Source organism: Bibersteinia trehalosi (assembly GCF_004346205.1).
In the GTDB taxonomy this organism is placed as follows: Bacteria; Pseudomonadota; Gammaproteobacteria; order Enterobacterales; family Pasteurellaceae; genus Bibersteinia; species Bibersteinia trehalosi.
The window spans coordinates 1-23,774 of sequence record NZ_SMAM01000002.1; the positions used below are offsets into that span (position 1 = coordinate 1).

The 23,774-nt window shown below is 40.3% G+C and carries 18 protein-coding genes; 6 read left to right on the forward strand and 12 right to left on the reverse strand.

Annotation, left to right across the window (positions count from 1 at the left end; translation table 11 throughout):
* The 3 genes from EDC51_RS02000 to EDC51_RS02010 form a co-directional block, all read right to left on the reverse strand.
* The coding region (locus EDC51_RS02000; RefSeq protein WP_211334986.1) for an ESPR domain-containing protein at positions 1 to 91 on the reverse strand (91 nt) is incomplete at its 3' end.
* A gap of 50 nt (positions 92 to 141) precedes the next feature.
* The gene (locus EDC51_RS02005; RefSeq protein WP_131928046.1) at positions 142 to 1,896 is read right to left on the reverse strand and encodes a ShlB/FhaC/HecB family hemolysin secretion/activation protein; all 1,755 of its coding nucleotides are present in this window, start codon (positions 1,894 to 1,896) and stop codon (positions 142 to 144) included.
* Positions 1,897 to 2,105: 209 nt separating this feature from the next.
* The gene (locus EDC51_RS02010; RefSeq protein WP_064319065.1) at positions 2,106 to 4,379 is read right to left on the reverse strand and encodes an NADP-dependent malic enzyme; all 2,274 of its coding nucleotides are present in this window, start codon (positions 4,377 to 4,379) and stop codon (positions 2,106 to 2,108) included.
* A 378-nt stretch (positions 4,380 to 4,757) separates the two neighbouring features.
* On the opposite strand from EDC51_RS02010, the gene EDC51_RS02015 reads away from it, so the two are divergent.
* Both EDC51_RS02015 and ilvN read left to right on the forward strand, forming a co-directional pair.
* Entirely contained in the window at positions 4,758 to 6,479 is a 1,722-nt protein-coding gene (locus EDC51_RS02015) for an acetolactate synthase 3 large subunit (RefSeq protein ID WP_015432617.1), read from the forward strand.
* Positions 6,472 to 6,963: an acetolactate synthase small subunit gene (ilvN, locus tag EDC51_RS02020; protein ID WP_015432618.1), complete on the forward strand. Its 492-nt coding sequence runs from the start codon at positions 6,472 to 6,474 to the stop codon at positions 6,961 to 6,963. The genes EDC51_RS02015 and ilvN overlap by 8 nt, the downstream gene beginning before the upstream one ends.
* A gap of 201 nt (positions 6,964 to 7,164) precedes the next feature.
* On the opposite strand, the gene EDC51_RS02025 is transcribed toward ilvN, so the two are convergent.
* Both EDC51_RS02025 and cysS read right to left on the reverse strand, forming a co-directional pair.
* Positions 7,165 to 8,115: a DUF5672 family protein gene (locus EDC51_RS02025; protein ID WP_131928047.1), complete on the reverse strand. Its 951-nt coding sequence runs from the start codon at positions 8,113 to 8,115 to the stop codon at positions 7,165 to 7,167.
* Positions 8,090 to 9,475: a cysteine--tRNA ligase gene (gene cysS / locus EDC51_RS02030; RefSeq protein ID WP_131928048.1), complete on the reverse strand. Its 1,386-nt coding sequence runs from the start codon at positions 9,473 to 9,475 to the stop codon at positions 8,090 to 8,092. Before cysS ends, EDC51_RS02025 begins: the two co-directional genes overlap by 26 nt.
* Before the next feature lie 146 nt (positions 9,476 to 9,621).
* On the opposite strand from cysS, the gene EDC51_RS02035 reads away from it, so the two are divergent.
* Positions 9,622 to 10,131, forward strand: a complete 510-nt coding sequence (locus EDC51_RS02035; RefSeq protein WP_025289401.1) for a peptidylprolyl isomerase — start codon at positions 9,622 to 9,624, stop codon at positions 10,129 to 10,131.
* A gap of 65 nt (positions 10,132 to 10,196) precedes the next feature.
* Positions 10,197 to 12,170 carry a 2',3'-cyclic-nucleotide 2'-phosphodiesterase gene (gene cpdB, locus EDC51_RS02040; protein WP_131928049.1) on the forward strand — a complete coding sequence of 658 codons (1,974 nt, stop codon included), beginning with the start codon at positions 10,197 to 10,199 and terminating at the stop codon, positions 12,168 to 12,170.
* A 67-nt stretch (positions 12,171 to 12,237) separates the two neighbouring features.
* On the opposite strand, the gene EDC51_RS02045 is transcribed toward cpdB, so the two are convergent.
* The 6 genes from EDC51_RS02045 to proC all read right to left on the reverse strand — a co-directional run bounded on the left by EDC51_RS02045 (position 12,238) and on the right by proC (position 18,764).
* A complete protein-coding gene (locus tag EDC51_RS02045) occupies positions 12,238 to 13,002 on the reverse strand; it encodes an ABC transporter permease (protein ID WP_025289403.1) in 765 nt (254 codons plus the stop codon).
* A 3-nt stretch (positions 13,003 to 13,005) separates the two neighbouring features.
* A complete protein-coding gene (locus tag EDC51_RS02050; protein WP_015432624.1) occupies positions 13,006 to 13,908 on the reverse strand; it encodes an ABC transporter ATP-binding protein in 903 nt (300 codons plus the stop codon).
* 56 nt (positions 13,909 to 13,964) lie between these two features.
* On the reverse strand, positions 13,965 to 16,004 hold the full coding sequence (gene dnaX, locus EDC51_RS02055) for a DNA polymerase III subunit gamma/tau (RefSeq protein ID WP_131928050.1): 2,040 nt from the start codon (positions 16,002 to 16,004) through the stop codon (positions 13,965 to 13,967).
* 143 nt (positions 16,005 to 16,147) lie between these two features.
* Positions 16,148 to 16,687 (reverse strand): adenine phosphoribosyltransferase, encoded by a 540-nt coding sequence (gene apt / locus EDC51_RS02060; protein ID WP_025267013.1) that lies wholly within the window; start codon positions 16,685 to 16,687, stop codon positions 16,148 to 16,150.
* Between the two features lie 89 nt (positions 16,688 to 16,776).
* Positions 16,777 to 17,949, reverse strand: a complete 1,173-nt coding sequence (locus EDC51_RS02065; RefSeq protein ID WP_131928051.1) for a 3-phenylpropionate MFS transporter — start codon at positions 17,947 to 17,949, stop codon at positions 16,777 to 16,779.
* The gene (gene proC, locus EDC51_RS02070) at positions 17,946 to 18,764 is read right to left on the reverse strand and encodes a pyrroline-5-carboxylate reductase (RefSeq protein WP_015432628.1); all 819 of its coding nucleotides are present in this window, start codon (positions 18,762 to 18,764) and stop codon (positions 17,946 to 17,948) included. Before proC ends, EDC51_RS02065 begins: the two co-directional genes overlap by 4 nt.
* Positions 18,765 to 18,839: 75 nt before the next feature.
* Here proC and rdgC point away from each other — a divergent pair, with 75 nt between their 5' ends.
* Together rdgC and EDC51_RS02080 are read left to right on the forward strand one after the other, a co-directional pair.
* Positions 18,840 to 19,742: a recombination-associated protein RdgC gene (rdgC, locus tag EDC51_RS02075; protein ID WP_131928052.1), complete on the forward strand. Its 903-nt coding sequence runs from the start codon at positions 18,840 to 18,842 to the stop codon at positions 19,740 to 19,742.
* Positions 19,743 to 20,981, forward strand: coding sequence for a multifunctional CCA addition/repair protein (locus EDC51_RS02080; protein WP_131928053.1), 1,239 nt, complete (start codon positions 19,743 to 19,745; stop codon positions 20,979 to 20,981).
* A gap of 102 nt (positions 20,982 to 21,083) precedes the next feature.
* Here EDC51_RS02080 and clpB read toward each other — a convergent pair whose 3' ends face one another.
* A complete protein-coding gene (clpB, locus tag EDC51_RS02085; RefSeq protein ID WP_131928054.1) occupies positions 21,084 to 23,651 on the reverse strand; it encodes an ATP-dependent chaperone ClpB in 2,568 nt (855 codons plus the stop codon).
* Positions 23,652 to 23,774: the final 123 nt, after the last annotated feature.

The window sequence follows — 23,774 nt, forward strand, 5'->3', positions numbered from 1 at the left end:
TAGATTTACCTTCTGATTTTGCGAGTTCAGAGACCACCACTAAACGTTGGCGTGTTTTACTGAAAATAACGCGGAAACATTGCTTGTTCATAGTTTTATATCCTGTTGTGTTTGTCTATTAAAGCGCTATCCAGCGCAACATTAAAAATGGTAATTTAAATTAAAGCCTGCGACAGCATCAGATGTTTTAAATCCCTCTGGTTTACGTATTGGTCTGCCCCCAAAAACATCGTAGGAGATACCTTTAAAATAACCCCGTAAACCTAATGCAGTGCCCATTAAATGATGACCGAGCTGATTTTTCGTTGCCCAGCCGGTTACTCGTCCGCCGTCTAATGCGAAGTAGATCTGTTGTCCTAAGCCGTTTAAATTCCAAGCGAGTTCATTTCGCCATAGCCAACCACGCTCGCCAGAAAGCGTTAATTCACCATCAAAACCACGCACGGTATAACGTCCACCAATACTCAATCTATCTTGTGGGATCAGTGGTGTTTTATTCCATTGTGCATTCCAACTGGAATTAAATTGCCATGGCTGACTCCCCCACATAAATGGTTTGTTGAAGCTCATTGACGCACTAATAATTTGTGGGCGAGATGTACCTTCTCCCCATAATTCCTCTGGCGCTTGTAGCTGCCCTCTCGCACCTGTACCTCGTTTATAATTTGCCGAGAATTCTAGTGTGCTGTTTCCCCAGTATTCTTTATGTGAAAATCCAGCTTCCCAACCCGCCATACGACGTTTTTGTACATCAATTTCAGCTCCATCAATATAGTTCTGTGATTGGCGAGACCAAGCCGAAGCAGAGATTGTTGTTTTACGTACGCTATCACGATAAAGCAAATAAGAAAGCGTTAGCTTATCGTTGGCACTTTCACCGGCATAGATATAGCTGTTTTCAAAAGCACCAAAAACTTCTTGATGATAACGGCTCTGATTATGGGAAAAAGCTAAATTCCAATAGCCAAATGGAATTGCGTAATAAAGCGTGAGATTTTTACTCGCTCGCTTACCCTTATCATCTCCCTTTTGTTTGATGCTATGTGTAAATGAGGCGTAAAAAAGATCATTTGCCGACAACAGATTATCAACTGAAAGTGTTGCCGAACCTTGCCATTTTCCTGTGGATTTTGAACCTGAATCATCTAAACCTACATTTAGGCGAAATGGAAAGGCTTGGGTATAACTGATTTTTAAATCGCTTTCACCCACTGAAGCCGCTTCATCATCACTCGGTAAAATCTCAATATTCGCTTCTACTGTCGGGACTCGTTTTAAATTTTCTAGCGACTGTTCAATATCACGCACATTGAGAATATCGCCCTTAGCAAAGGTAAATGCAGTGAGTGCATTTAATTTAGTAAAACGCGGCGTACTGCCACTATCTGCCACAATGGTATTCCGCACTTTGCCTATAATTACCGTTAAAACTAATTTTCCACCGCGTAAATCTTGCTCCTCGGTAACAACCCGAGTAGTGACATAACCTTTCTCAATAATATTATTTTGGACTTGCTTCATTAAAATACCTAAACCTTCACCACCAAAACAGTGCGGTAGCGTTAATTTTAAATCTCGCACGGCTTTATCTAATGCCCATTGAAATTGGCTTTTTTGAGTGTTTGAATCGTAATCGATGAGAGAGATGTTATGAATGGGATAACAAGGTGATTCGTTATTTGAAAGGGATAATTGCTGATGAGAAGTCTCTAACCTTACCTCAGCTTGATGTTGCAGTTGCGCATGTTGAGCCTGTTGATGCAGCGTTTGCCGTTGTTGTTGACTCGCATCAAGCCGATTCAGCTCGGGTAAATTTGGCACTTGATTAGCTTGTGAGTAAGTAGAGATAATTGCAAATACAATTGTTGTGTAAAGGCTTTTTGGACGAAGTAGCATATTTTTACTTAATTAAGTTAGCTGATATTTCGATTCTACGTTATAAGAGAATTATTATCAAATAGCTTTTTAATTAATTAAAAATATATTTCCAATATACATAACAAAAACATATCAATTAAGATAATTAATATGTTTTTTATTACATAAATATTTTGAAACTATGCTGGGGTTTATTGATAATTTATAAACCCCCAGCATTGAGCTGATTAAGCTTCAGTTTGAGCTTTTACTGCGGCAAATGCCACCATATTGATAATACGGCGAACCGATGCTGCTGGCGTTAAGATATGTGCAGATTTATTCACCCCCATTAAGATAGGACCAACCGTTACTGCTGTAGTTGTCGCTCTCAGCAAGTTATAGCTGATGCGGGCAGATTCTACATTTGGCATCACTAATAAATTTGCCGTGCCTTTTAAGGTTGTTTCTGGCATATGCGCCAAACGTAGCTCTTCATTTAAAGCTAAGTCACCATGCATTTCACCATCAATCATTAAAGCAGGATCGCGCTCTCTCACAATGGCTAAGGCTTCACGCATTTTTGGCGCACCCAATTGGTTGTTAGAACCAAAGTTTGAGTGAGAAACGTATGCTACACGAGGTTCAATACCAAAACGCTTCATCTCTTCTGCTGCCATTAAAGTGATCTCAGCTAACTCGTCTGCATTAGGTTCAGCATTCACGTAGGTATCCGTCATAAAAACGTTACCGGTTGGTAAAACCAAACTATTTAACGCCGCTGGTACTTTCACACCTGCTTTTACACCAATCACATCTTTAATTGCTTCTAAATGGCGACTATATGAACCAAACAAACCACATACCATGCCGTCTGCATACCCCATCTCAACCAATAATGAACCGATTACACTGGTATTTGACGTTGTAACGCGTTTAGCAATTGCTTCAGTAATACCTCGACGACTCATTAATGCATGATAGCGTTTCCAGAGTTGTTCATGACGTTCATCACTTTCGTTATTGACGATCTCAAAGTCTTTGCCTGCTTGAATATGTAAGCCCAGTTTTTTAATTTTTGCTTCAATAATCGCAGGACGACCGATCAGAATTGGATAAGCTAATTCCATTGACACAATTTCTTGTGTTGCATGTAATACTTTTGTTTCTTCCCCTTCTGCTAAGACAATGCGTTTTTTATCCGCTTTCGCTTGGCTGAAGATTGGTTTCATAAACAGATTAGTCTTATAAACAAATTGAGAGAGTTTTTCGATATAAGCATCCCAATCTGTAATTGGACGAGTCGCAACCCCTGATTCCATTGCAGCTTTAGCAACGGCTGGCGCAATGCGAACAATCAAACGCGGATCAAATGGACGAGGAATAATGTAGTCTGCTCCAAAGGTCGCCCCTTCACCACCGTAAGCAGAAGTTACGACCTCATTTTGCTCTGCCAATGCCAAATCAGCAATCGCATATACCGCAGCCATTTTCATTTCTTCGTTAATTGTTGTTGCTCCAACATCTAGTGCACCACGGAAAATGAATGGGAAACAGAGTACGTTATTAACTTGGTTTGGATAATCTGAACGACCTGTACACACAATCGCATCAGGACGAGCAGCTTTTGCTTCTGGTGGGGTAATTTCAGGATTTGGGTTCGCAAGAGCAAGAATTATTGGGTGAGCAGCCATCGAGCGCACCATATCTTGTGTTAATGCACCTGCGGCTGAACAGCCAAGGAAAATATCTGCATTTGGCATAGCATCAGCAAGAGTACGCCAGCCATTATCGTTAATCGCATATAATTTTTTGGTATCGTCCATGCGATCATCACGATCTTTATAAATCACACCTTTTGAGTCACATACAACGATATTTTCACGTTTCATACCAAGAGAAACAAGCAAATTCAAACATGCGATAGATGCAGCTCCTGCACCAGATGCGACTAAGCGTACATCTTCGATTTTTTTATCAACAATACGTAATGCATTAATGACTGCAGCAGCACTGATAATTGCTGTTCCATGTTGATCATCATGGAATACAGGAATATTCATACGCTCACGTAATTTTTGTTCAATATAAAAACATTCTGGTGCTTTAATATCTTCCAGATTAATTCCGCCAAAAGTAGGCTCTAATGAGGCAATAATCTCCACCAATTTTTCTGGATCACGTTCATTAATTTCGATATCAAATACATCAATACCTGCAAATTTCTTAAATAGAACGCCTTTTCCTTCCATAACAGGTTTACCTGCCAATGCACCAATATTGCCTAAGCCTAATACGGCTGTACCGTTAGAAATAACGGCGACCAAGTTGCCTTTTGCTGTATAACGGTAAGCTGCTGAAGGATCTTTTTCAATTTCTAAGCAAGGTTCAGCAACACCTGGAGAATAAGCTAAGGCAAGGTCTCGCTGTGTCGCAAGAGATTTGGTTGGGGTAACTTCAATTTTGCCTGGTTTCGGAAATTCATGAAAATCCAGAGCGGCTTGGCGAAGAGTCTCGTCCATAGGTATATCCTTCTTTGTAAGTGAAAAATCTTGAGGCATTCTACTCAAATTTATTCGGAAAGAATATGACTTTGATCTAATTTTTTAACAATTTTTTAAAAAAGTTGTTATCGTTCCCATTTGTATAAAAAAACAACGCTTGTGTATTTTTTATTTAATTTTACATATTTTATAAAATTTGGTTTTTAACTCTGCGAAAGCTATTATTTACCAATTTTATTTTATAAAAATCTAAAATTTAAAGATTTTTAGATTTTCAAACTATATACATGTTATCAAATTGTTACAAAAATAGACTAGACAAGTGCTATTTTTAAGCGCAGAATCCAAAACATTCATTTTTATTAGGGGCCTCCCTATCTAGTTGTTGGAGAATTTATGAAAAAACTTTCTGGTGCAGAAATGATCGTACAATCCCTGCGCGATGAGGGCGTAGAGTATCTTTTTGGTTATCCTGGTGGCTCAGTTCTAGATATTTATGATGCCATTCATACCCTTGGTGGTATTGAACATGTGCTTACACGCCATGAACAGGCTGCTGTACATATGGCTGATGGCTATGCTCGTTCTACAGGTAAAGTGGGTTGTGTGCTTGTAACTTCAGGCCCTGGTGCGACCAATGCCATTACAGGTATAGCTACCGCTTATGCCGATTCAATTCCGCTAGTCATTTTTTCCGGTCAAGTACCATCAAATTTAATCGGTACTGATGCATTCCAAGAATGCGATATGATTGGTATTTCTCGTCCTGTGGTAAAGCATAGCTTTCTCATTAAAAATCCCGCAGAGATTCCAGAAATTATCAAAAAGGCATTTTATATCGCCTCGACAGGGAGACCCGGCCCTGTTGTTATTGATGTGCCAAAAGATATGGTTAATCCTGCAAATAAATTTCCTTATGAATATCCCGCATCTGTGGCAATGCGCTCTTATAATCCAACAACTGAAGGACATAAAGGGCAAATCAAACGCGCATTAAAAGCGATTACTGTTGCCAAAAAACCGGTTCTCTTTGTTGGTGGGGGCGTCATCATTTCTGAAGCAGCCGAAGAAGTAACCGCTTTCGCTCAAAAATTAAACCTTCCTGTCACAAGCTCGCTCATGGGTTTAGGCGCATATCCAAGTACAGATAGACAGTTTTTAGGCATGCTAGGAATGCATGGTACTTATGAAGCCAATAATGCAATGCATGAGAGTGATTTAATTTTAGGTATTGGTGTCCGTTTTGATGATCGTACTACTAATAATCTTGCAAAATACTGCCCAAACGCGAAAGTGATTCATATTGATATCGATCCAGCATCAATTTCTAAAACTGTACCGGCCTATATTCCTATTGTTGGCAATGCAAAAAATGTCTTAGAAGAGTTTTTAAGCCTACTTGATGATGAAAATTTAGCAAAAAGTCAAAGTGATTTAAGCGCTTGGTGGGAGCAAATTAATAGCTGGAAAGCGAAAAAATGTTTGGATTTTGAACAAGGTGATGTGATAAAACCACAAGATGTTATTCGTACGGTTTATAAATTAACTCAAGGCGATGCTTATGTTGCTTCTGATGTTGGCCAGCACCAAATGTTTGCTGCGTTACACTATCCTTTTGATAAACCTCGCCGTTGGATCAATTCTGGGGGCGCAGGAACGATGGGCTTTGGCTTACCTGCGGCAATCGGGGTAAAACTAGCACATCCTGATGCGACTGTTGTTTGTATTACTGGCGATGGCAGTATCCAAATGAATATCCAAGAACTTTCTACTGCAAGTCAATATGATACGCCTGTTGTGATCGTCAGTTTAAATAACCGCTTCTTGGGAATGGTAAAACAATGGCAAGATCTGATTTACCAAGGGCGACACTCTCAGTCTTACATGAATTCGTTACCTGATTTCGTTAAACTTGCGGAAGCTTATGGGCATGTTGGAATTCAAATAGACCACCCTTCGGAGCTAGAAGAAAAATTACAGCAAGCATTTGCAATCAAAGACAAATTAGTATTTGTTGATATTCGAGTAGATGAAACCGAGCACGTTTACCCAATGCAAGTACGTGGTGGAGCAATGAAAGATATGATGTTAAGCAAAACGGAGCGAACAGATGCGTAGAACATTATCAGTATTATTAGAAAATGAATCAGGGGCATTATCCCGTGTGATCGGGCTTTTTTCTCAACGTGGCTTTAATATTGAGAGTTTAACTGTTGCACCAACGGAAGATCCAAGCCTTTCACGCATGACGATTGTTGCGCAAGGTGATAGCCAAGTACTAGAGCAAATTGAAAAGCAGTTACACAAGCTTATTGATGTGTTTAAAGTGATTAACTTAAGTGAATTTGAACATGTTGAGCGAGAGGTATTGTTAATTAAAGTGCGCGCAGTAGGCGGCTCTCGTGACGAGCTTAAACGTATGGCTGATATTTTTCGCGGTCAAATTGTGGATATTACGCCAAAGCAATATACGATTCAGCTTTCCGGCTCAAGTGAGAAAATCAATGCTTTCATTGAAGCCGTCACACAAGAAACCACGATTATTGAAATGGTGCGCTCAGGCGTAATCAGTCTATCCCGCGGTGAAAAAAATAATCTCTAATTCTGGCACATAAAGAGAAAAATCTGCACTTTAAGCTATTTCTATAAAGTGCAGATTTTATTATATACAAGCGGTCGGATTTGCCTATTTTTTTGCAATTTGGGGGTAGTGGACAAAATTAAGAGACCACTTTCAGCGGTTTTTTATTTCATCAACACATCCGCAAAATAAGCCTAGTCTAATTCTCTATCTTGTATGATTTCATCTCTTTTTAAGATAACAGCTTTGCCCATTAAAAGAGACTTCTGGCGGTATATAGACTTCCATTCCCTGTTCAACAAGAATAAAAATACGACCGTTTCTGATTAATTCTTCCATTGAAGAAAATTGATGATGTAAAACCGTGACTTGATTTAACCCTGTTATTTTCAAGGATGATGAAAAATGGCAGCCTAAAATTCGCATTACATTCGTTTTTTCCAAGACTTGAAGCATAAGATGCTGGAAACCGAATAAGGCAGCCAAATGAGGGGGCGCAAATTTAAAGCCTAATTCGCTTAATTGCTTATGTCGTTGTAAAAAATAAACATCTTCATAATGCTGATGAGTACTTTCCGTCCATTTAAATTCAAATGGTAAAGATTGAATATATTCCGGTGGCTGCACATTAAAGCCTAATTGATATTTCCGCGCGGCTTCCAAGAGTTTTTTGCTACGCAATGAGAAACCACCATTTTGGTGTCCAATCATGCCATCAGGAATATCAAATTTATGTTTTTCCCAAAATGCATCACGATATGTTTTCCCCTTTTCATCAACAAGAATCATTAAAGGGGAACCAATATAATCATATTGAAAAAACTCATCACGCCAATTATTGCCATTTAATACCCAACCATCTTCTTGCACAATAAGCACATGGCTAGTTTCAATAAATTGCGCCAAAGAATAAACCATAAACAGACTATATTCTAAATAGCCAAATGGCTTACAAGCAATATGTTGAATATTATCAAAAAAGTGTTCTGGCTTTTCTGGGCTAATTAACAAACAACGCAACCGTTCCGCAGGAAGTTGCTTTTGTAATTCTAAATAGCTACGTTGAATAGCATACACAGAGTTTTGAGCATAGGCTTGCATGCCAGTAACCGCTACAATCGTAATGCTATTCAACATATTTGCTCCTTTATGCTCTACGCCACGTTGTGCCATTTGCACCATCTTCTAGCACTATTCCCATTGCAGTGAGTTTATTACGTGCTTCATCCGCTACCGCCCAATTTTTTGTCGCTCGAGCATCATTACGCTGTTTAATTAAAGCTTCTATTTCCGCTATTTCATCATCGTTGCTGTTTGAGCCACCTTGTAAGAAGGTTTCAGGATCTTGCTCCAACAAACCTAATACTCCAGCTAATTCTTTTAAGCGAGCAGCAAGTTGATTGGCGTGCAATGGATTCTCAGTTTTCAATTTATTCAGTTCTCGAGCCATTTCAAATAACACCGCTAATGCGCCTGGGGTGTTAAAATCGTCGTCCATTGCATCTTTGAAATTTGCAATATATTGCTCAAAACCGACCGCTTGTTCCACGAGTTCGCAACCACGCAAGGCAGTGTATAAACGTTCTAATGCTTTACGTGCTAAACCGATATTCTCTTCACTGTAATCTAATAAGCTACGGTATTGTGCCGTTAAGAAGAAATAACGCACGCTTTCGCTATCATATTTATTCAAAATATCACGGATAGTGAAGAAATTATTGAGCGATTTTGACATTTTCTCTTCATCAATCGTAAGCATACCGGTATGTAGCCAATAATTAACATAATCACCATGATTCGCACAGCATGATTGTGCGATTTCATTTTCATGGTGTGGGAACATTAAATCCGAGCCACCACCGTGAATATCAAAATGATTGCCAAGTTCTTTGCTGTTCATTGCTGAACATTCAATATGCCAACCAGGGCGACCTTTGCCCCACGGACTATCCCAGCTTGGCTCGTTCGGTTTAGACATTTTCCACAACACAAAATCCATCGGATTGCGTTTTACTGATTTAATCTCAACCCTTGCTCCTGCTTGCAATTGATCCAAATCTTGTCGGGATAGCGCACCATATTTAGGAAAAGATGGCACACTAAACATAACATCACCATCATCCGCCACATAAGCGTTACCGTTATCAATCAAGCGTTGCACCATTGCAATAATTTCAGCGATATGTTGGGTAGCTCGAGGCTCAACATCAGGGCGAAGAATATTTAATGCATCAAAATCTTTATGCATTTCTGCGATCATTCGTGCTACAAGCTGATCGCAGGTTTCATTATTTTCTGCGGCACGTTTAATAATTTTATCGTCCACATCGGTAATATTTCGCACATAGCGCAAGTTATAACCGCTATATCGCAAATAGCGCGCAATGACATCAAAAGAGACAAAAGTTCTACCATGTCCAAAATGGCAAAGATCGTAAACTGTCACACCACAAACATACATTCCCACTTGATTGGGATTAATCGGTTTAAATACTTCTTTTTCTCTTTTTAAAGAATTATAAATTTTTAACATAATAGAAACCTTATTAACTCTTCATTCAAATACACATATTAAGTATAGCCGACAAGCGGTTTATTTTTGAGAAAATTTTGCAATTTCAGCAAAACTTTTTAATAATATGCGCCTAACTTTCCTATCTGGATATAAAGGACAATAAAATGATTACATTACATACCAATTATGGCGATATTAAAATCGAATTAGATTTTGACAAAGCACCTATTACGGCAAAAAACTTTGAGGATTATTGTAAAGAAGGTTTTTATAACGGCACAATTTTCCATCGCGTCATTGATGGTTTTATGATTCAAGGTGGTGGAATGGAACCAGGTATGAAAGAAAAACCAACCAAAGCGCCTATTCAAAATGAAGCAAATAACCGTTTAAGCAACTTACGTGGAACACTTGCTATGGCTCGGACAATGGAGCCTCACTCTGCCTCTTCACAATTTTTTATCAATGTCGCAGATAATACATTCCTCGATTACCGTTCAAAAGAAATGTATGGTAAAGAGGTTGTGCAGGAATGGGGCTATGCGGTATTTGGTAAAGTTGTTGAAGGCATGGATGTCGTAGACAAAATTAAAGGTGTAAAAACAGGTAATCACGGTTTTCATGCGGATGTACCAAATGAAGATGTCATTATTAATAATGTCACTATAGACTAAATTTTTTCCTAAGGCTGAATATATTTCAGCCTTTTTTCTCATATAAAGCTAACAAGGAGCATGCTATGCTTAACAGAAGACGTTTTATCCAACTTAGTGCAACAGCAATGTTAGTGCTTGGCACAAATAAATTTGCATTTGCAGATGGAGTGAAAAAAGCCGATTTACGTATTATCGGTACTACCGATATTCACGGTTTTTTAACCGATTTTGACTATTATAAAGATGCGCCAACCGATAAATTCGGTTTTACGCGTGCTGCAAGCTTGATTAAACAAGCTCGTGAGCAAGTAAAAAATAGCGTCTTAGTAGATAATGGCGATTTAATTCAAGGTAATCCAATTTCTGATTATCAAGCAGCAAAAGGTTCAAAAGAGGGTAAGCCTGATCCAGCTGTTGCAGTGTTAAATGCGATGCAATATGACGTCGGCACACTCGGTAACCACGAATTTAACTATGGCTTACCATACTTAGATAATGCCATCAAACAAGCAAAATTTCCGATCATTAACGCTAATATCGTCAAAGTGGGTAGCGATGAACCGTTCTTCCAACCTTATTTTATTCAAACTAAAGAGATCATCGATCAAGACGGTAATCAGCATAGTGTAAAAATCGGTTATATCGGTTTTGTGCCACCACAAGTCATGGTATGGGATAAAGCGAATTTAGATGGCAAAGTTGAAGCCCGTGATATCGTGAAAACTGCTCAAAAATATGTGCCTATCGTAAAAGCAGAAGGTGCTGATATCATTGTCGCTCTCGCGCATACTGGTCCATCAGATGAACCTTATAAAGAAATGAGTGAGAACCAAGCGTTCTATCTGGCTGATGTGGAAGGTATTGATGCAGTAATTTTCGGACATTCTCACCGTCTCTTCCCAAATAAAGAGTTTTCTAAATCGCCAAATGTGAATATTGAAAAAGGCTTAGTGAAGAAAACACCTGAAAGTATGGCTGGTTATTGGGCGAATAATATCAGTGTAATTGATTTAGTACTGGCAGAAAATAATGGCAAATGGGATGTCATTGACGGACGTGCTGAGTTACGTCCAATTTATGATGCAGAAGCCAAAAAAGCTAATGCAGAAAATCACCCTGAAATTGCCACATTACTGAAAGAAACGCATGAAGAAACACGTAAATATGTCGCACAGCCTATCGGTAAAGCAACAGACAATATGTTTAGTTATTTAGCCTTAGTACAAGATGATCCAACAATTCAAATTGTCAATGCTGCACAAAAAGCTTATGTAGAAAATGCTGTAAAAGCATTACCAGATCTTGCAGGTCTACCAATTTTAAGTGCAGGTGCACCATTTAAAGCGGGCGGTCGTAAAAATGATCCAACAGGCTATACAGAGGTTGATAAAGGTGATTTAACTTTCCGTAATGCAGCGGATCTTTATCTTTATCCAAATACATTAGTTGTTGTAAAAGTCACTGGGGAACAATTAAAAGAGTGGTTGGAATGCAGTGCAGGTATGTTTAAACAAATCGATCCGAAAAGTACTGAACCACAATCACTCCTTGATTGGGAAGGCTTCCGTACTTATAACTTTGATGTCATTGATGGTGTTGAGTATCAATATGATATTACTCAACCTGCACGTTATGATGGTGAATGTAAACTAATCAACCCAAATTCTCACCGTGTAGTAAGCTTAACCTATCAAGGCAAACCAGTTGATGAGAAAGCAGAATTTTTGATTGCTACAAATAACTATCGTGCTTATGGTGATAAATTCCCTGGTACAGGTGATAAACATATTGTTTACGCTTCACCAGATGAAAACCGCCAAATCCTTGCAGATTATATCCGTGATGAAAGTAAAGCACATGGGCACGTTGTACCAACAGCAGATCGTAACTGGCGTATTGCTCCAATTACAGGTAATGATAAATTAGATGTTCGCTTTGAAACTTCTCCGAGTGACAAAGCGGCTGAATTTATCAAAGAAAAAGCACAATACCCAATGACACAAGTTGCTACCGATGAAGTTGGCTTTGCTGTATATAAAGTCGATTTAAGCAAATAATGTCAATTGTCTAAATTGAAAATGGCGGGAGATCCCGCCATTTTTATGCCTAATTGCTCAAGATTAACTAAGTTCGTAGTCCAATGCCTTTTTCAACTAAATAGTACGCCCAAGAATATAACCCAATAACCAAGAGCCCCAACACACCAAAGGTTGCAAATAAAGGGGTATCACTGATGCCTAAAAAGCCGTAGCGGAAGCCACTAATCATATACACTATCGGGTTGAATTTAGACACCATCTGCCAAAATTCAGGTAATAATGAAAGCGAATAGAACACACCTCCCAAATAAGTTAAGGGTGTTAGCACAAATGTAGGGATAATACCAATATCGTCAAAGGTGCGTGCAAAAACAGCATTGATCAAGCCACCTAAAGCAAATGCGGTGGTAGTGAGGAACATGGTTAGGATAATCACTAGCCACGAATGGATCTCATAGCGAACAAAGCATAACGCTACCACCATCACAAGCATGCCGACTAAGCCTCCTCGCACAATACTCCCTGTTACATATCCCCAGATAATCGTATGACTAGAAAGGGGGGATACTAATAATTCTTCTATATTACGCACAAATTTACTGAGGAAAAACGAAGAAGCGGTGTTGGTATAAGAAGCCGTAATTGCTGACATCATAATCAAACCAGGTGCAATAAATTGCATATAGCTCACGCCATTCATTTGACCAATACGATGCCCGATCAAGGTTCCAAAAATCAAAAAATAGAGGGTTGTTGTAATGATAGGAGGAACTAATGTTTGGCGCCAAATTCGTAATACGCGTTTCGTTTCCTTAGTCGCAAGGGTATAAAATCCAATTAGGTTTTGCATAGATTATTTCTCCGCCATCTTTAAAAATAACTCTTCTAAGCGGTTAGATTTATTTCGCATACTTAACACTTCAACACCTTGTTCACTAAGTTGTTGGAACAGTTTATTTAAGCCTTGTTGCCGTTTCACTTCTACTTCAATAGTATCGTCATCAAGCCATTTAAAAGGATAATCATCAATAACAAGCGGTCGATTTTTACTCAAATCTAGCAAAAAAGTTTCCGTTTCTAACTTCGCCAATAACGCTTTCATTGTTGTATTTTCAATAAGCTCCCCCTGTTGAATAATCCCAATATGGCGGCAAAGTGTCTCAGCCTCTTCCAAATAGTGCGTAGTAAGAATAATAGTCGTACCATTTTGATTTAACTCGCGCAGAAAATCCCACATACTGCGACGTAATTCAATATCTACCCCCGCGGTAGGCTCATCTAAAATCAGTAATTTAGGGTTATGCATTAAAGCTCGGGCAATCATCACTCGACGTTTCATCCCCCCTGAGAGCTCGCGAGTAAAGTGCTCTCGTTTTTCCCATAATTCAAGTTTTTTCAGCCAATATTCCGCGCGTTCTAAAGCCGCTTTTCTAGATACACCATAAAATCCAGCTTGATTGAGTAATACATCAATCACTTTCTCAAACTGATTGAAGTTGAACTCCTGAGGCACTAAGCCAATCTGCTGTTTAAGCTGGATTTTTTGTCTATCCAAATCAAAGCCAAAGACTTTCACGCTACCAGAGGTCTTATTCACAAGTGAACTAATAATCCCAATAGTAGTCGATTTCCCCGCGCCATTATGCCCAAGCAAGGCATAGAAATCACCTTGCTCTACGGTGAGATTGATCCCTTTAACCGCTTGTACACCAGTAGGGTATTGTTTAATTAGATTAGTAATTTCAAGTGCTTTCATCTTATAAGGTACTAAAAATAAAATTCATTGTTCTTTTTTATATCAATGGAGCAGGTTCATTCTGCCACAGCACGGATTGTCGATTCATCAATTTCTGCTTCAAAAGCCTGTTGTAACAGCTTTAATTTATCATCAGCAAAAAGTGACACTCTAGCAGCTTGAGTTAGCTCCTCAAAAATAGCACGCCGAATTTCTAAAGGTGTTTTATACCGGTCATCTTCGCCAATAATCAGTTCTAAATCCAACCCTTTCGCTTTGAGAGCATCAGCCAGATTTTTACGCGATTCATCATTATTCAAGCGAGACATTGCAGGCTTTAACACTAATTTAATGTAATCATCTCGTTTTTCTGCCATGTAACTATTTAAAGCAAGCTGACGAGAAAACCCACCTAAATTCAGTTCATTAGCCAATTTTGCCCATGCATCTTGTTGGCAAGAGAGTTCAATGGTTTTTTTGACTAATTCTGGTGTACGTTCTTGCAAAATCGCTTGTTTAATTTCCGAAGGATTTGCTGTTTCCTGCTGATTTTCCAATTCAGGATTTAACCATTGCCAACGATATTCTTCATCGCTGGTTACTTGTTCTTGAGTTGGGGCTCGGGGAAGATCGATTTGACGTTTTTTATCTTGGCTAGAAAGCAGCCTAGCAAAGCTTTGTTCCACATTTTTCACTGCTTGCTTAGCAGAACTTGCTTTGACTAAATTAGGTGTGGATATTTTTACCGCTTGCTCAGACTTTTTTTTTTCACTTTCCTGTTGCTGTGCTTTAAGCTGGCGGCTCGCCTGCAATGCTTGCATAGCAGCGCTGACACCACCACTTACTGCTGTCTGCACAGTAGGCGTAGAACTCATATTAGAAGCACTATTTGCAGAATTTCGGTCATTTTGTACCGCTTGCGAAGTCACACTAGCTTGCTGAGCCACTAACTTATCACGTAACTGTGCGATTTGCTGCCCACTATTTACTGCTGCCGAAGTGACTGGCACTGTGCCAGTAGCAACAATCGGACTTTTATCCGCATTTTTAGGATGAAATGCTAAGGCTCGTAACATTGTCATTTCAATGCCACGGCGAGGTTCAGGTGCATATGGCAACTCTTTTTTGCCGCTTAGCATCACTTGATAGAAAAATTGTACATCTTCAGGTGATATGCTACGAGCAAGAAAATGCAGTGGTGTTTCCTCTCCATCTTTATTTGGCAGTAGCTGCAACATCGCAATTTGGTGTAACGTTTCAGCAACATCACTAAGTAATTGCTGCCAATCAACTCCCCTTTCCGCCACATCTTGCACAATTTGCATTGTTTTCTCACCATCCGCAAGAGCAAGTGCTTGCACTAATTCTAATGGCTGATTTTCGTCAAGCAACCCTAGCATTTGGCTAACAATCGCTAAGGTAATATTCGCATTGCTTAGCGCTATAGCCTGATCAGTTAAACTCAAACTATCTCGGATACTACCCTGTGCCGCTTTCGCTAAACGCTCTAACGCTGGAAATTCAAAAGGAATTTGCTCTTCACCTAGCACAAATTCCAGATGTTTACGAATCTGACTTTGGTCTAAAGCACGCAGATGAAACTGCATACAACGAGAAAGAATTGTGATCGGTAGTTTTTGCGGATCAGTGGTTGCTAATAAAAATTTGACGTACTCTGGCGGTTCTTCTAAGGTTTTCAGTAGAGCATTAAAACTACTACGAGATAGCATATGCACTTCATCGATCAGGTAAACCTTAAAACGCCCAACAGTTGGCTTATATTGCACATTATCTAATAGCTCTCGCGTATCTTCCACTTTAGTACGAGAGGCAGCATCAATTTCAATTAAATCAATGAAACGTCCTTCTTCAATCGCTTTGCAATTGGCACATTCACCACAAGGATCGGCACTAATCCCTTGTTCGCAATTTAGCCCTTTGGCAAATAAACGAGCAATTGAGGTTTTGCCCACACCACGGGTGCCTGAAAAAAGATAAGCATGATGTAAACGGTTTTCTCGCAAACTATTTTCAAGGGCTGATAAAACATGTTGCTGACCAACTACTTGACTAAAACGCTGTGGTCGCCATTTACGGGCAAGAACCTGATAAGACATAATGATAAATAAAATTGATAATGAAGAATTGATAGTTACTGGCGGAGAATTGAAAAATCGAAATAAACAACGTTCTACGATAAAAAAGAATTGAAAATGTTCTTAAGTGCCCACTTTCAATTCTTACCCAATCCTCAATTCACTTAGTGTCCTTCAAATGTCACTAAACTGAATGATTTCACACCCTGTTTTTCTAAACGTGCTGCACCACCTAACTCAGGCAGTTCAATTACAAAAGCAGCATCTTCTACTGTACCGCCCAAACGGCGAATTAAATTTACTGTCGCTTCTACTGTGCCACCAGTGGCAAGTAGGTCATCAATAACCAATACTTTATCACCTGCTTGAACCGCATCAATGTGCATTTCTAAGGTATCTTGACCGTATTCTAATTCATAAGACTGTGCAATCGTTTCACGGGGTAATTTTCTTGGCTTACGCACTAATTCAAAGGGTAATCCCAAGGCAAGCGCAACAGGTGCCCCAAAAATAAAGCCGCGAGATTCTGTACCCACGATTTTGGTAATGCCTTTATCTTTAAATTCAGCCACAATCGCATCAATAGATGCTTGGAAAGCCGCCGGAACTTCTAATAATGAAGTAATATCACGGAAAATAATTCCTGCTTGCGGATAATCAGGAATGGATTTAATTGAAGATTTAATCAAATCTAATTGGCTCATAAATTGACCTATTTTTATTAGTAAAAAACCGAAAGAATTTAGCAAAATTCCCAAAAATTACAAGTAAAAATCGCTGTTTTGCAAAAAATTTATGGTTTTTCACCGCTTGTTGTCTGCATTTTCACAATAAACTTTTTGGGCAGAATAAATAATGCGGGAATAACAGTGGCTGCCATTAATCCAAAACTTACCTGTGGTGAAACCAGATAAAGTTTACCCGCAATAAAGGTCAATGCGGCCATTGCCCCACAGTTTGCTACACTAAAATAGAGCGCTTGCAATTTTGCTGAATGAGCCATCGGTTGAGTAGCGATGTAACGGATCATCGCATAGTGTGAAATCCCAAATGTCGCCGTATGCAATAATTGAACTAAAACTAAGCAAGAAAACTCAACTGTACTTGCTAATAGCCCCCAACGAATCATTGCACCAGCAATTGCAACCAGCACTAATGTACGAATCCCCATATTGCCAAATAAACGTTTTGAGAAATAGAAAAATAATACTTCTGCTAAAACTGAGAGCCCCCAAAGCAAACTCGCCTGTTGGGTAGAAATGCCATTGCTCGTCCAATGCATTGTGCTGTAGGCATAATAAGCAGCGTGTGATGCCTGTACTAATGAAACCGCAATAATCATCCGCACTGTAGTACGATTAGAGAGCAATTGCCGATAACTAATTTCTTGGTGAGTCTGATTCTCCCTCACACTTTTAAATGTTTGGCTTGGCTGAAAAGAGATACCAATCCCAAGTAAAATCAGCCACAATGCTAAAATGGTGATAATCGCATCCTGCCCCGTCCATTCCAGCAAAAAGCCCGTTGAAACCGAGCTTACCACAAATGCAAGTGAACCAAATAATCGACTTTTACCATAATCCAACATATTTTGCTGTTGCCAATTTGCTGCAATCGTATCTGCAATTGGCATAGCACCTCCGTTTACAATATGGAAGAACGCGAGCAGAGGGACAAAAAACCAAATAGATGAAACACTCCATGCCATTCCTAGCACAAGCACCACAGCACCCCATGTTAAAAAACGGCTCAACGGTAAAAGCTGATTAGGTTCTTTAATTTTTTTAGAAAAAAACATCGCACCAACTAAACGAAAGAGATACCCCAGCGCGATCAAGGTTCCTATGGTATCCACATTATATTGATGATGATTTAACCAAACCGGCAAAAATGGCACGAGTACACCAAATGCTGCATAAAAGCCAAAAAAGTTAAATGATGACCACTGAAAAGGTGTTAATTTCATAGCGATTTTTCCATTTCCTCTGCACGCAAAATTGCGGCATTCATTGCTTCCTCCACAAGCTTATCTAACTGATATTGTTCAAATACGGCTAGAGCTTGTGCTGTTGTTCCGCCTTTTGAGGTTACATTTTCCCTTAATTGAGATAACGGTAGCTCAGGATTTTCTTGCACCATCTTTGCAGCGCCTAATGCAACCGATTGAATCAATTCTCTCGCATCTTGCTGGCTAAACCCCATCGCCACAGCAGATTTTTGCATCGCTTCCATAAAACGAAAAAAATAGGCAGGGCTCGATCCTGTAATGGCAATGATTTGGTTAATTTGGCTCTCTTGTGTCACCCAATAACATTTCCCCACAGCATTCAGCAGGCTTTCAACAAACTGGCAAGCGCTTGAATTAACCGTTTTTTCTGCAAAAAGCCCCGTCATCCCTTCACCAACTAACGCTGGCGTATTTGGCATGGCACGAATAATCTGGTTTGCTGTTGGTAACAATTGGGTTAAGCGTGCTACCGAAATGCCAGCTGCAATTGACAAGAGCCATTTTTCAGTAAAATCAATCTTAGCTAATTCTTCACAGACCTCCGCCATCACCTGCGGCTTTATGGCTAAAACCACACAATCTGCCCATTTGACGGCTTGACAATTCGAAAAAGCGATCTGCACCCCCAGTTGCTGTAATTCAGCCAATCTCGCCTGATTACTCTTATTACAAGCCGCGATCAAGTCTGCAGGATAGCCACTGCGAATAAGCCCTTTAATGATCGCAAACGCCATATTACCAGCCCCGATAAAGGCGATTTTTTTACTCAGCATAGTCTGTTCCTTTTGGTGAAATGGGTTTTACGGTAGAATAGTCGTTATTCTACGCCACACTTAAGGATTACCCAAATGTTCTGGTTCAAAAATATTATGATCTATCGCTTAACCAGCACGTTAAATTTAAATCATAGCGAATTAGAAGCTCAACTTGCACCGCAAAAATTTAGCCCTTGCTCGCAACACGATTTGCAAAAATTTGGTTGGTTTGCACCGCTTGTAGGCAGTGAAATGCTGCATTTTTCGCAAGGCAACCAATTTCTACTTATTTCACATAAAGAAGAAAAAATATTGCCGGCTAATGTGATAAAAAAAACCTGTGAAGAGCGCATTGCCGTGTTAGAAGAAAAAGAACAACGTAAATTAAAGAAAACGGAAAAACAGGCAATTAAAGATGATGTGATAGCTACCCTACTGCCGCGCGCTTTTAGTAAACATCAATCAACCGCAATTTGGCTTGATTTGGACAACCAGCTTATTTATGTCGATGCGGGCTCAGCTAAACGTGCAGAAGCTACTTTAGCTCTACTGCGCAAATCACTCGGTTCATTACCTGTAGTGCCGTTGTCATTTGTATTAAGCCCAAGCGAAGTGATGACAAATTGGGTCGCCAAAGGCCATACACCTAGTTGGCTCACCCTACTTGAAGAAGCGGAATTAAAAGATTTCGAGAATGACAGTATTATCCGCTGTAAACGACAAGATTTAGAAAGCGAGGAGATCGCCAACCATTTACAAGCGGGTAAATTTATCACTAAACTGGCTATTGATTGGGAAACCCATTTTTCCTGTGTGCTCAATGAAGATGCGACCCTTACTCGCCTTAAATTTGCCGACGAAGTGCGGGAGAAAAATGATGACATTCTCAAAGAGGACAAAGCTCAACGCTTTGATGCTGATTTCTTGTTAATGACAGAAGAGTTACGCCTATTTAGCGCAAAATTAAGTAACGAATTTGGTGGAGTGAAACAGTAAATGCAAATCTACCTTGTCGGCGGGGCGGTACGAGACCAACTGCTTGGTTTACCAATTAAAGATCGTGATTGGCTGGTAGTAGGCGCACCCCCTACCGAACTGCTTGCACTCGGCTATCAGCAAGTCGGCAATGACTTCCCTGTTTTTCTACACCCTAAAACAAAAGAAGAATATGCTCTCGCTCGCACTGAGCGAAAGAATGGCAAAGGTTATAATGGCTTCATTTGTGATTTCTCTCCTGAGATTACTTTAGAGCAGGATTTACTACGCCGTGATCTAACCATCAATGCTATTGCTCAAGATGAACATGGTACACTCTATGATCCATATCAGGGAGTCGCAGATTTAAAACAGCGTATATTACGCCACGTCTCTGCCGCATTTAGTGAAGACCCACTACGGGTTCTACGTGTCGCGCGTTTTGCTGCTCGGCTACATACCTTTGGGTTTAAGATTGCACCAGAGACACTCAAGCTTATGCGGCAAATCAGCGCATCTGGCGAATTAGAAAATCTCACACCGGAACGAGTTTGGCTAGAAACACAAAAAGCCTTTAATTGTGATAATCCGCAAGTTTATTTCCATATTTTACGCTTAGTTGGCGCATTAAAAGTATTATTCCCCGAGATCGATGCATTATTTGGTATACCACAGCCAGAAAAACACCATCCTGAAATTGACTGTGGCGTACATACATTAATGGTTCTAGCTCAAGCAAAAAAGCTCTCTGCTAAAGCGACAGATTCTGAAAGTGTTTTATTTGCAGCCCTCTGCCACGATCTCGGTAAAGCACTTAGTCCTAAGGATAATCTGCCTCACCATTATGGGCATGAGGTGAATGGCATCACCCCCACAGTGAACCTTGCCAATCGCCTAAAAATTCCGAATCATTGCAAAGAATTTGCTCTATTGGTCACAGAATTTCACTCCCACTGCCACAAAATGACAGAGCTTCGACCTGAAACGGTGATTAAACTGTTCAATAAATTGGATGTATGGCGTAAACCCGAACGTTTTTTTGACTACCTCTTAGTTTGTGAGGCCGATAGTAAAGGGCGTTTAGGTTTTGAAGATCGTCCATACCCACAAGCTGAGCGAGCCAAATCCTATTATCATGCTGCAATGCAAGTTGATGTACAACAGGTCATTCAAGATGGTTTTGAAAAACAGGCTATCCGACAAGAATTAGAGCGTCGCCGAATGTTAGCCATTAGGCAAACTAAAGCAGAGAATGAATAATTTGTATGCTTCACAACCACTAACAAGCGGTTGATTTACTAAGAAAATATGCAAAAGCCGAGTAAGCAACCTTACTCGGCTTTGTTTCATGCCAGATACTCGTTACTGCTTCGCTACAATCTCGCCATTTTCTACGTCAATCACCACCGCTTTATTCGGCAGTAGTTTTCCGCTGAGAATTTGGCTTGCCAATGGATTTTCCAGTTCTTGCTGAATCGCTCGTTTAAGCGGTCTTGCTCCAAAGAGTGGATCAAAGCCTGCTTCACCAATATGATCCAGTGCTGCATCGCTCACACTCACTTCGTAGCCTCGCTCCGCTAAGCGTTTAATTAAACGCTCCAATTGAATACGCGCGATTGAACGGATATGCTCTTTGCCTAAACTGTGGAACATCACGGTTTCATCAATACGGTTGATAAATTCTGGGCGGAAATGTTGTCCAACCACTTCCATCACCATCTCTTTCACCGCATCGTAGCCTTTATGGGCGTTTTCTTGAATAAGATGTGAGCCTAAGTTAGAGGTCATAATTACCACCGTATTGCGGAAATCTACCGTTCTACCCTGTCCATCGGTTAAACGCCCATCATCAAGCACTTGTAACAGAATGTTGAACACATCAGGGTGAGCTTTTTCCACTTCATCAAGCAGAATCACGGAATATGGACGGCGGCGAACAGCTTCGGTGAGATAGCCCCCTTCTTCATAGCCGACATAACCCGGAGGTGCGCCCACCAAGCGAGAAACGCTGTGTTTTTCCATAAATTCCGACATATCAATGCGAACCATTGCATCTTCACTATCAAACAAGAAATTCGCAAGCGTTTTGGAAAGCTCGGTTTTACCGACGCCTGTCGGCCCTAAAAAGAGGAATGAACCAATCGGGCGATTTGGATCAGAAAGCCCAGCTCGGCTACGGCGAATGGCATTTGCCACCGCATCTACCGCTTCATCTTGCCCAATGACACGCGCGTGTAACACAGTTTCCATTTGCAGTAATTTTTCTTTTTCGCCTTCCATCATTTTGGCAACAGGAATACCCGTTGCACGAGAAAGCACTTCGGCAATTTCTTCATCGGTCACTTTAGTGCGAAGTAATTGATTTTCTGCATTTTTTTCGCCATTTTCCACCGCTTGCAGCTGTTTCTCTAAATTTGGAATAACACCGTATTGCAACTCCGACATTTTCGCCAAATCACCTTCACGGCGTGCTTGCTCCATTTTAATACGCGCATTTTCCAACTCTTCTTTGATATGCTGCGTGCCGTGCACTGCGGATTTCTCTGCTTTCCAAACCTCTTCTAATTCCGCGTATTCACGCTCACGAGCTTGCAACTCTTCATTCAGTTTTTCCAAACGCTGACGGCTTGCCTCATCATCTTCTTTTTGCAGTGCTTGTTGCTCTAATTTAAGCTGAATAATACGGCGATCTAATCTGTCTAGCGGTTCTGGTTTAGAATCAATTTCCATACGTAAACTACTTGCCGCTTCATCAATTAAATCAATCGCTTTATCCGGCAACTGGCGGTCTGAAATATAGCGGTGTGAAAGGGTTGCCGCTGCTACGATAGCAGGGTCGGTAATTTGTACGTGGTGATGGATTTCATAACGCTCTTTCAAACCACGCAAAATCGCAATAGTATCTTCCACACTCGGCTCGTCCACTAGCACTTTTTGGAAACGGCGTTCTAATGCCGCATCTTTTTCAATATATTGGCGATATTCATCTAACGTAGTTGCCCCCACACAGTGTAATTCGCCACGTGCAAGGCTTGGTTTGAGCAAGTTACCTGCGTCCATCGCTCCATCGGTTTTGCCTGCCCCCACCATTGTGTGAATTTCATCAATAAACAGAATGATTGAGCCCTCTTCTTTACTGATTTCATTCAGCACCGCTTTCAAACGCTCTTCAAACTCGCCACGATATTTCGCCCCTGCGATCAATGCCCCCATATCCAAAGAAAGCACTTTTTTATGTTTCAACCCTTCTGGCACTTCACCATTCACAATGCGTTGTGCCAAACCTTCCACAATTGCCGTTTTCCCCACACCCGGTTCACCAATTAACACAGGGTTGTTTTTGGTACGGCGTTGTAACACTTGAATGGTACGGCGAATCTCTTCATCACGACCAATAACAGGATCTAATTTGCCATTTCTTGCTCGTTCGGTTAAATCAATCGTATATTTACTTAACGCTTGACGAGTCTCTTCTGCATTTTGGCTATTCACTTTTTCTCCTCCCCGAATTTGGTTAATCGCTTGTTCCACTTTAGCTTTGGTTAGCCCGACCGTTTTCAATAACTTGCCTAAATCGCCACTATCGTCCAATGCCGCAAGCACAAACAATTCAGAGGAAATAAAGCTATCGCCCATTTGTTGTGCTAGTTTATCGCATTGATTTAATAGACGAATTAAGGCTTGAGAAGGCTGCGTGGTTGCCCCTTGTACTTTCGGTAAACGGTTGATAAGGTTTTCCAACTCATTTTGTAATTGCGCAGGCGATACCCCCAGTGTGGTAACAAGCGGTGAAATTGAGCCATCATTTTGCAAAAGTAAACTTTGCATCAAATGCACTGGCTCAATGTAATTGTGATCACGCCCTACTGCCAAAGATTGGGCTTCGGCAATGGCTTCTTGAAATTTGGAAGTGAATTTATCAATGTTCATCATTTACTCCTAAAATCGTTATTCAGCCTTATGCTGAATTTCAACGAGAACATAAATGGAGTTTAGAGAAGAAATTTCAAGCATTTTTTGTAAAAATTTCTTTACAGCCTAAAAACCTCGACC

Bases quoted from the DNA above. Each gene is read 5' to 3' on its own strand.
- EDC51_RS02005 (WP_131928046.1), bottom strand. From the start codon at position 1,896: ATGCTACTTCGTCCAAAAAGCCTTTACACAACAATTGTATTTGCAATT.
- EDC51_RS02010 (WP_064319065.1), bottom strand. From the start codon at position 4,379: ATGGACGAGACTCTTCGCCAAGCCGCTCTGGATTTTCATGAATTTCCG.
- EDC51_RS02015 (WP_015432617.1), top strand. From the start codon at position 4,758: ATGAAAAAACTTTCTGGTGCAGAAATGATCGTACAATCCCTGCGCGAT.
- ilvN (WP_015432618.1), top strand. From the start codon at position 6,472: ATGCGTAGAACATTATCAGTATTATTAGAAAATGAATCAGGGGCATTA.
- EDC51_RS02025 (WP_131928047.1), bottom strand. From the start codon at position 8,115: ATGGCACAACGTGGCGTAGAGCATAAAGGAGCAAATATGTTGAATAGC.
- cysS (WP_131928048.1), bottom strand. From the start codon at position 9,475: ATGTTAAAAATTTATAATTCTTTAAAAAGAGAAAAAGAAGTATTTAAA.
- EDC51_RS02035 (WP_025289401.1), top strand. From the start codon at position 9,622: ATGATTACATTACATACCAATTATGGCGATATTAAAATCGAATTAGAT.
- cpdB (WP_131928049.1), top strand. From the start codon at position 10,197: ATGCTTAACAGAAGACGTTTTATCCAACTTAGTGCAACAGCAATGTTA.
- EDC51_RS02045 (WP_025289403.1), bottom strand. From the start codon at position 13,002: ATGCAAAACCTAATTGGATTTTATACCCTTGCGACTAAGGAAACGAAA.
- EDC51_RS02050 (WP_015432624.1), bottom strand. From the start codon at position 13,908: ATGAAAGCACTTGAAATTACTAATCTAATTAAACAATACCCTACTGGT.
- dnaX (WP_131928050.1), bottom strand. From the start codon at position 16,004: ATGTCTTATCAGGTTCTTGCCCGTAAATGGCGACCACAGCGTTTTAGT.
- apt (WP_025267013.1), bottom strand. From the start codon at position 16,687: ATGAGCCAATTAGATTTGATTAAATCTTCAATTAAATCCATTCCTGAT.
- EDC51_RS02065 (WP_131928051.1), bottom strand. From the start codon at position 17,949: ATGAAATTAACACCTTTTCAGTGGTCATCATTTAACTTTTTTGGCTTT.
- proC (WP_015432628.1), bottom strand. From the start codon at position 18,764: ATGCTGAGTAAAAAAATCGCCTTTATCGGGGCTGGTAATATGGCGTTT.
- rdgC (WP_131928052.1), top strand. From the start codon at position 18,840: ATGTTCTGGTTCAAAAATATTATGATCTATCGCTTAACCAGCACGTTA.
- EDC51_RS02080 (WP_131928053.1), top strand. From the start codon at position 19,743: ATGCAAATCTACCTTGTCGGCGGGGCGGTACGAGACCAACTGCTTGGT.
- clpB (WP_131928054.1), bottom strand. From the start codon at position 23,651: ATGAACATTGATAAATTCACTTCCAAATTTCAAGAAGCCATTGCCGAA.